This is a genomic window from Blautia sp. ZXY-1-C6 (assembly GCF_056339875.1).
This window is the reverse complement of sequence record NZ_JBWJVQ010000051.1, coordinates 1-8,280: the sequence shown is the minus strand read 5'-3', so window position 1 is coordinate 8,280 and position 8,280 is coordinate 1. Positions and strand designations below refer to the sequence as shown.

The 8,280-nt window shown below is 41.3% G+C and carries 5 protein-coding genes; 4 read left to right on the top strand and 1 reads right to left on the bottom strand.

The window, feature by feature from the left end; all coding sequences use genetic code 11:
- The first annotated feature begins 144 nt into the window (after positions 1 to 144).
- Positions 145 to 423 (top strand): hypothetical protein, encoded by a 279-nt coding sequence (locus AC075J_RS02190; protein ID WP_022381278.1) that lies wholly within the window; start codon positions 145 to 147, stop codon positions 421 to 423.
- 236 nt (positions 424 to 659) lie between these two features.
- Positions 660 to 1,835: a leucine-rich repeat domain-containing protein gene (locus AC075J_RS02185; protein ID WP_476389919.1), complete on the top strand. Its 1,176-nt coding sequence runs from the start codon at positions 660 to 662 to the stop codon at positions 1,833 to 1,835.
- Positions 1,836 to 1,915: 80 nt separating this feature from the next.
- Here the strand turns inward: AC075J_RS02185 and AC075J_RS02180 are convergent, their stop codons facing one another.
- Positions 1,916 to 3,628 carry a hypothetical protein gene (locus tag AC075J_RS02180; protein WP_025579942.1) on the bottom strand — a complete coding sequence of 571 codons (1,713 nt, stop codon included), beginning with the start codon at positions 3,626 to 3,628 and terminating at the stop codon, positions 1,916 to 1,918.
- Positions 3,629 to 4,155: 527 nt separating this feature from the next.
- On the opposite strand from AC075J_RS02180, the gene AC075J_RS02175 reads away from it, so the two are divergent.
- Entirely contained in the window at positions 4,156 to 4,872 is a 717-nt protein-coding gene (locus AC075J_RS02175; RefSeq protein WP_022381281.1) for an ABC transporter ATP-binding protein, read from the top strand.
- A 3-nt stretch (positions 4,873 to 4,875) separates the two neighbouring features.
- A partial coding sequence (locus AC075J_RS02170) for an FtsX-like permease family protein (protein WP_476389920.1) occupies positions 4,876 to 8,280 on the top strand: 3,405 nt, incomplete at its 3' end.

Below are 8,280 nucleotides of genomic sequence, written 5' to 3'. Positions count from 1 at the left end.
CTGCGGCAGCAACATTAAAAGATTTATTGGATAAGAGGGATGCACTTCGCCAGAAAAAGTTATTGGATGCTATAGCACAGAGTGGACGGAGCTATGAAGAAATCATGCAGTACCTGCACAGTAAATCTGAAGAGGCGTGATCAAATGTTAACGGAATACTATTTTGCAGTCAGGTATGGAGATATCATTATTCTTCTCTATCATGAAGATATGATGTCTGTATGGGAATTATTATTTAAGAACAGCCAGAAGGAAAAGGCATTGAAAAGATTTTTAGAATACTGCTACATGATAGATGTAAAAGTAGCATTCGAAGGTTTGAAAGGAGAAAAAACCAAAGGGTTAAAGGCAACTCTTAAATTTGCGAAAGAACATGATATGTGTATGACTGAAGCACAGATTCAAGGTGCCAATAACATGTAAATTTCCAGCCCGAGATGCTTTTAGGGCTATTCCAGGCTGGAAATTAAGGCAGCTGCTAAACAAAAGGCTTTCAGACTACAGGCGAACATATGTTGCTGCAAAACTGTGGAGATTAATTTAAATTTGCATTTTGGTTCGGGGTCATTAGAATACTTTTAATACCAGAAATACAGGATCTTTTATAGTTAGTGATATATTATGATAATAGATGAATATTATTGATTGGAGGAGATTCTATGAAGTCAAAGAAAGTAAAGAAAATATTGTTGATTGCTTTAACGTGTGTAGCAATTTCTGCATCTGTCTCAGCAGAAGCTGCTATGAAATCACAGATAACCATTGAAAGTAAAAATAAGTATGAACAGTTGAAAATTTCAGAGAGCCGTGTGTATGGAGAATACCCAACTGGAGATTATAAGAAGATAATGCTTCTTCCTTCGGTTTCTAAAGTAGAAAAATTTTGTTTTGAAGATAATTTGAACATAGAAGAAGTAGAGTGGATGGCTTCAGTAGATACTGTTCCAGTTTTTGCCTTTAGCACATGTCCAAAGCTTAAAAGGGTAATACTTTCTGATAATGTGAAAAAAATTGGACAAAGTGCATTTATATACTGCGGTGAACTGACGAGTGTTAAACTTCCCCAAAATCTTCAAAGTATAGATTTTTTTGCATTTGCTGACTGTCGAAAACTGAAAACGTTATATATACCTGAAACAGTTACTGAGATAGGTGCTGAGGCGTTCATAAATTGTGATTCTCTAACAGTTCATGGAAAGAAAAATTCATATGCATACTATTACTGTAAGATGAATGGTATTCCTTTTGTAAGTGAGGGAACTGCTTCAAAACCAGAAACAAATCGTCCGTATATAAAATCTGTTGATTCAGATATAGTAAACAAACAAATCTATGTTACAATTGATTTGAGCGGAAAAGTAAAGAATGCAGATGGATATCAATATCAAATATATGATGGTACTAAGGTATTAGCTAATAAAAATTCTGCAAACACAACCTGTATATTAAAAAAAGTGCCGACTATGGGATTTGCCAGAGTCCGTTCTTATACTGTTCAAAATGGTAAAAAAAGTTATAGCAGGTGGTCTAATGAAATGCGTATGCCTCCTGTTAAACTAAATAAAGATAATATAAAATTAATAAAAATTACCGGGAAAAAGAAAACAGTAACCGCACAGTTTGGAAATTTAAAATACAGTGATGGGTTTGATTGCGTACTTAAGAATGCAGATTCAGGAGAAAATATTGTATTAAAAAATCAAAAGAAAAATACAGTTACTTTTAAAAATATAAAACCGGGAGTTTACTATTTGAAAGCGCATGCATATATGTTGTTGAATGGTATTAAACAGTTTGGCGTATGGTCAGATAATAAAAAAGTTGTTGTTAAATAGAAAATTGGAATTATAAAAAGCAGGCGAAAAACTGCCTGCTTTTTATAATGGAAATTTATGCTGTTATTGATGTAGCGAAATCAAGCTGTAATAAATTCAAGCGTATTATACTGAAAGAAGCCGTCAGTGGATGCTAAACCACTGGTGTGGGTAGCATCTTTGACATTGACATTGCACACAGCGATTAATTTATTATTTTGATCCAGAGCCACTGATTCCAGTTCAAAACTGTTATATGTGCGGCCCTGAGCATCTTTAGCAGGAATATCTGTAACAAATCCGAAATCCGGATATAAAAGTTTGCTATCATCAAGTTTTTTCAGATTATAATGAAGCAAGGTGTTTTTTGTTGTGATTTTAGTCGTTACTCCACTTACAGTATGTGGATTACTGGTTCCGACAAAAAGCCCTAATTTATTGTGATAGAAAATATCCTGGGATGTAGGCTGACCGGCGTTTACCAGTGTACAAAGATAAGTGGCTTTTACATTTTTTTCATTTTCAAATGTACATTTATAGAGCTTTAATGTTCCGTCAACAACGGACAATAATAAAGCTGTATTTGCCTCATAAAAATAATTAATTGCTTTAAGAGCAAATGATTTATCGTTATCGTTGGGAGTTACTGTATATGTTATTTCCTCATCCTCTTTGTTACTGCTGATAGCAACCACTTTGTTATTTCCTGCGACAACAAAGAATTTTCCGTTAAAACAGCTCATACCGTTGGCATGACCTAATAAACCGTCAGTGAATGTTTTAAAGTGAGATACACCTGCGCTTGTATTCATATAATTTTTACAGTAGCCAAGAACAGCGACTTTATCTTGACTTTGTTTTATAAAATATGGAGTATTGTTTCCGTTAAAGGATACACATCCCAGATTAGTTGTTTCATAGTTGGGATCTACTTTGGTAGGTACACGGGCTCCTGCTTTAAAACCGCATGCAAAAGTATAGGTTTTACCGGAGTAGGTAATGCCTTCCAGCACAGAGAATTTATCTTCTGCGGTTCCATCAGATGTTATAACATTGGATGCAAGCACAAGGTGATTGGCTTTCATACAGATTGATTCAAGGTTGTACTGCTTATATTCACCTGTTTTATTTACATTGATGACCGAACATGGAGTGTATTTTTTACCTTTATCATCAGTAAGATGATAATCAACTACCAGAATACGGTTCTGAAGTGTTGAAAAAGTGTTATTTGTCAGGATAAATAATCCAAATGAAGTGTGATAGTAAATATCCTGAAGCCGTGTGGTATAACCAAAACCTGAGTTAGTAACTGTGAATGTACTTGCTGCTTCAGCAGCCTTCCAGTCTACAACACTGAAAGCTAATGTCCCAGCATTGCTCTTGTCAGCGTAATGCATAATGATAAATTTCTCGTTAGTTCCGTCAGCAGCAGTGATACCTAATGCGCCTTTTGGACAAATTTCATTGATACTGTACGTACCGAGCTGATTGCCTTTGGTATCCAGTTTTACGATGGTTGTAGAACCGCCGTAACCTTTATGGTCTTCTGCAAGCATATACAGATAATTTCCAATTTTGGTAAGTCCCAGAGCGAACCAGTTCAGATCTTTTTTTACGGCAGTTGCTTTTGTTGCCATGTAGTCAGTCGTTTTGAGTAATGTAGTTTTAAGACCGGTTGTCTTTACGCAATACATATCTGACCCCACAATGGCAATTCCCGCTACATTTGTTGCACTTTTATCGGGAATCAGTGCACCGTCTACGGGGGTAGCTGAAATAGTTAAAGTTGTTCCGTTAAATGTTCCTGGCATAATTTTTGCCTCCTTTAAATTTTTTGAATTTGCAAATTCACTATATAAAGATGCTGCTTTTGGTGATTTGTAAACCATAAGTGTGTATATGAGCATGATTTTTTTCTTTCATGCGGAAATCAGGTAAGAATAAAAATAAAGATTCGAGGTCAGATGATGTATGTTTAGTCCCACTTTTATATTTTCGTCATCAGCTTAATGTAAAATAATAACGGGTAAAGAAGATATAAGATGTTCTGGTACATACAATTAAGAAGAAAGGGGCATGTGCTGTGAATAGTCAAAATGATGAACCGCCTGAGATGATCAGGCGGTTTTGAAGTATCTGGATTTTTTATGAATATTTTATTTTTAATTACAGGTATAATGTGTTACAATAAATATAACCATTAAGACTACCAGGCAGGTCAGAATTTGACCTGCCTGTAAATGAATACAGAAATAAATCGGGGTCAAAAGAATCGTTAATAATTGTAACAAAATAAAATTACCGGTGTAGCAAAAATAAAATTACAGGGGAAATGCGGATGAGCGAGATGACAGATGCATATGTAAAACTGGATAAGGTTTCCAAGATATATGGAACCAAAGAAGTAAAGATCGTTGCAGTGGATGAGATCAGCTTTGAGATTGCCAAGGGAGAGTTCGTAGTGATCGTTGGTCCCAGCGGTGCGGGCAAGACAACAGTGCTGAATATTCTTGGGGGTATGGATCAGGCTACCAGCGGAGAGGTTCTGGTGGATGGCAGGAATATTGCCAGGTATAACAGCAGGCAGCTTACCGGCTATCGGAGAAATGATATTGGATTTGTATTCCAGTTCTATAATCTGGTGCCTAATCTTACAGCGCTGGAGAACGTAGAACTGGCATTGCAGATCTGTAAAAATCCGCTGGATGCCAGGGAGGTTCTGGAGGAAGTGGGACTGAAGGACAGACTGACCAATTTCCCGGCACAGCTTTCCGGTGGTGAGCAGCAGAGAGTTTCCATTGCCAGGGCACTGGCGAAGAATCCCAAGCTGTTGTTGTGTGATGAGCCTACAGGTGCACTGGACTACCAGACTGGTAAGGCAATCCTGAAGCTGTTGCAGGATATGTGCAGGGAGCGTGGAATGACAGTGATCGTCATTACCCATAACTCGGCGCTGACGCCTATGGCAGACCGTGTGATCAAGATCAAGAACGGAAAGGTTTCCAGGATGACGATGAATGACCATCCTACACCCATAGAGGAGATTGAATGGTAGGTGATGAATATGAAAGCAATGCATAAAGATTTCTGGATGGAGATACGCAAAAGTAAGGCCAGGTTTATTTCCATATTTATGATCGTTGCTTTGGGAGTTGCATTCTTTTCCGGAATACAGGCGTCGTCACCGGATATGCGCTTCTCAGGTGATGCCTATTATGATGAAACCAATCTTATGGATATCAAAGTAGTGGGATCTCTGGGACTGACGGAGGATGATGTAGCTGCCATCAGGAAGGTGGACGGAGTAGAGAATGCAGAGGGCGCCTATGGTACAGATGTAATGTGTGGAGAAGGCGAGAAGCAGAAGGTACTTCATGTGGAAGCTGTGGATCAAACCATGAACCGGATCTCAGTGACAGAGGGAAAAGCTCCGGAAAAAAGCGGAGAGATTTTCCTTGACTGTATTTTTGCTGAGAGCAATGGATATAAGGTGGGTGATCAGATTACCCTGAAAGAGGGCGGAGACAGCGAACTGCTGAAAAAGACAGATTACACAGTTGTAGGTTTAGGAGAGAGTCCTCTCTACATATCCTATAATCGCGGAAATTCCACTTTGGGTTCCGGTGAGGTTAATGGATTTGCCTATGTGCTCCCTGAGGATTTTGACCAGGAAGTGTATACGCAGATCTATGTGCAGGCTCATGGGGCACAGGATCTGATCAGCTATACAGATGCTTATGATTCCCTGATAGAGAGAGTGCAGGAGCAAGTGGAGGGGATTGAGGCAGAATGGTGTCAGGTCAGATATGATGAGATTGTAGAGGAAGCCAATGAGAAGCTTGCAGATGCCAGGCAGGAACTTGAAGATGGAAAGAAGGAGGCTGATGAGAAGCTTGCAGATGCCAGACAGGAACTGGAAGACGGCGAAAAGAAGTTAAAAGACGGCAAGAAGGAATATAAGGATGGCAAGAAAAAGCTTGCAGATGCCAGAAAGGAGCTGGAGGACGGAAAAGCCCGGCTTGCAGATGCAAAGAAGGAGTTAGAGGATGGCAGATCCCAGCTTGCCAGTGCGAAAGAGCAGATTGCCAGTGGCAGAGAGCAGATTGCATCTGCAAAGGAACAGCTGAATGCAGGATGGGCGGAGGTTTCAGAGAACCAGGCAAAGCTTGATGATGGAAAAGCACAGCTTGAGGATGGCAAGAATCAGTTAAGCGCCGGTGAGAAGCAGATTGCAGATGCAAAGGCGCAGCTTACCCAGAGCCAGCAGGAGCTTGACAATGGCAAGGCGCAGATTCAGTCAGGCAGAGAGCAGATTGCAGCAACCAGACAGGACTTAAATGCCAAAAAGGAAAGCTGCAATCAGGGACTTGCCCAGATTGAGCAGCAGGAGGCACAGCTTTCCGAAGGAGAGGCCCAGTTAGAGAGTGCCAGAAGTCAGCTTGCCGCGTTGCAGGAGCAGTATGAGCAGGCACAAGCTTCAGGCACATATTCCGAGGAAGACCTGGCGGCTCTGGCAGCACAGGTTTCCGCTTATCAGGAGCAGGTGGACAGTCAGGCTGCCCAGCTGGAAGCATCCAGAAACCAGATCGCAGCAGCGAGAAGTGAACTGGAGAGTGGTTTAAGCCAGGTGGAGAGCGGACTTGTCCAGCTTGATACAAAGGAAGCGGAATTAAACCAACAGGAGGCTGCACTTCCCGATGCTCAGGCAAAGATTGATGCAGGATGGAAAGAGGTGAAGGCTCAGGAGAAGAAGCTGGAGCCTGCCAGAAAAGAGATTCAGGAAAAAGAAGCCCAGCTTGAGTCAGCACAGGAACAGATCGATGCTGCAAAAGCAAAACTAAATTCCAGCCAGGCTCAGTTAGAGGAGAAAGAGGCAGAACTTGCTTCAGGAGAAGCACAGATCCGGGAGAATGAAGGGAAGCTTGCTTCCGGCGAGAAAGAGATTGCCGACAATGAACAGAAGCTGAGGGATGGAGAGAAGGAAATCTCAGAGAACGAACAGAAGCTGAAGGATTCCAGAAAGGACATCAAGAAAGCTGAGAAGGATCTGGAAGAAGGTAAAAAAGAATACGAAGACGGCAAGAGGGATGCAGAGAAAGAAATCGCAGACGGTGAGAAGAAGATTCAGGATGCCCAGGATGAGATCGATGATATCAGTATGCCGGAATGGATGGTAACGGACCGCAATGATCTGCCGGAATATTCAGATTATGGGGATAATGCAGACAGAATGAGAAGTATCGGACAGGTTTTCCCTGTTATCTTTTTCCTGGTGGCTGCACTGGTAAGTCTGACTACCATGACACGAATGGTGGAAGAACAGAGAACCCAGATCGGTACAATGAAGGCTCTGGGATACGGAAAGTATGCGATTGCATCCAAATATCTGCTGTATGCCTTTCTTGCCACTGTGGGAGGCAGTATTCTGGGAATTCTGATCGGAGAGAAGATCCTGCCTTTGGTTATTATTAATGGGTATGGCATTATGTACAAGGGCATGATGAACAATATCCAGATCCGTTATGAGTTTAAATTTGCAATGATAGCAGCAGGTGCGGCAACTGTGTGTACCGTCGGAGCCACCATTTTCTCCTGTTACAGGGCACTGGCGGAAACCCCGGCATCACTGATGCGTCCTCCTGCTCCTAAGGAGGGTAAGAGAATCCTGCTGGAACGGATCCCGCTTTTCTGGAAGCATCTGAATTTTACATGGAAATCTACACTGAGAAATCTTTTCCGATATAAAAAACGTTTCTTTATGACGATTTTCGGTATTTCGGGAAGTATGGCGCTGATGCTGGTAGGTTTTGGACTCAGGGATTCCATTATGGATATTGCCAGACGGCAGTATCAGGAGCTTCAGCATTATACAGGAACGATCATTGATGATGAGGAGGCAACGGATAAGGAGAGACAGGAGCTGGATGAGTTTTTGAAAAATAACAGTCAGATTGAGAGATATACTCATGTCCAGTTTACCAAGATGAGTGTTCCCAGAAATAAATCCAATATCAGCGTATATGTTTATGTGCCTGAGAATCTTGGGACCTTTAATAAGGATGTAACACTTCAGGACAGAAAGACAAAAGAGAAGTATAAGCTGACAGATGCAGGTACAGTGATCAGTGAGAAGACGGCAACCCTGACAGGACTGAAAGTGGGGGACACCATGACCATCACAAAGGATGGGAAAAATTATGAGACAAAGATCGCAGCAGTGACAGAGAATTACATGGGACATTATATTTATATGACAGGAAATGTCTATGAACAGACCTTCGGGGAGAAGCCGAACTATTCTGCAACTGTGTTCACGGTAAAAGAGGAGTACAAAGAATCAGAATCTGAGGTGGGAAATGAAATCCTGAAGCATCCGGCTGCGTTAAGTATCAGCTATACCAGCAGTCTGGAGGCCCAGCTTCACAGAATGCTGGGAGCATTGGATACGGTGATAATAGTGCTG

Coding starts and splice junctions, on each gene's coding strand:
- AC075J_RS02190 (WP_022381278.1), top strand. CDS start 145: ATGTTAACGGAATACTATTTTGCAGTCAGGTATGGAGATATCATTATT.
- AC075J_RS02185 (WP_476389919.1), top strand. CDS start 660: ATGAAGTCAAAGAAAGTAAAGAAAATATTGTTGATTGCTTTAACGTGT.
- AC075J_RS02180 (WP_025579942.1), bottom strand. CDS start 3,628: ATGCCAGGAACATTTAACGGAACAACTTTAACTATTTCAGCTACCCCC.
- AC075J_RS02175 (WP_022381281.1), top strand. CDS start 4,156: ATGAGCGAGATGACAGATGCATATGTAAAACTGGATAAGGTTTCCAAG.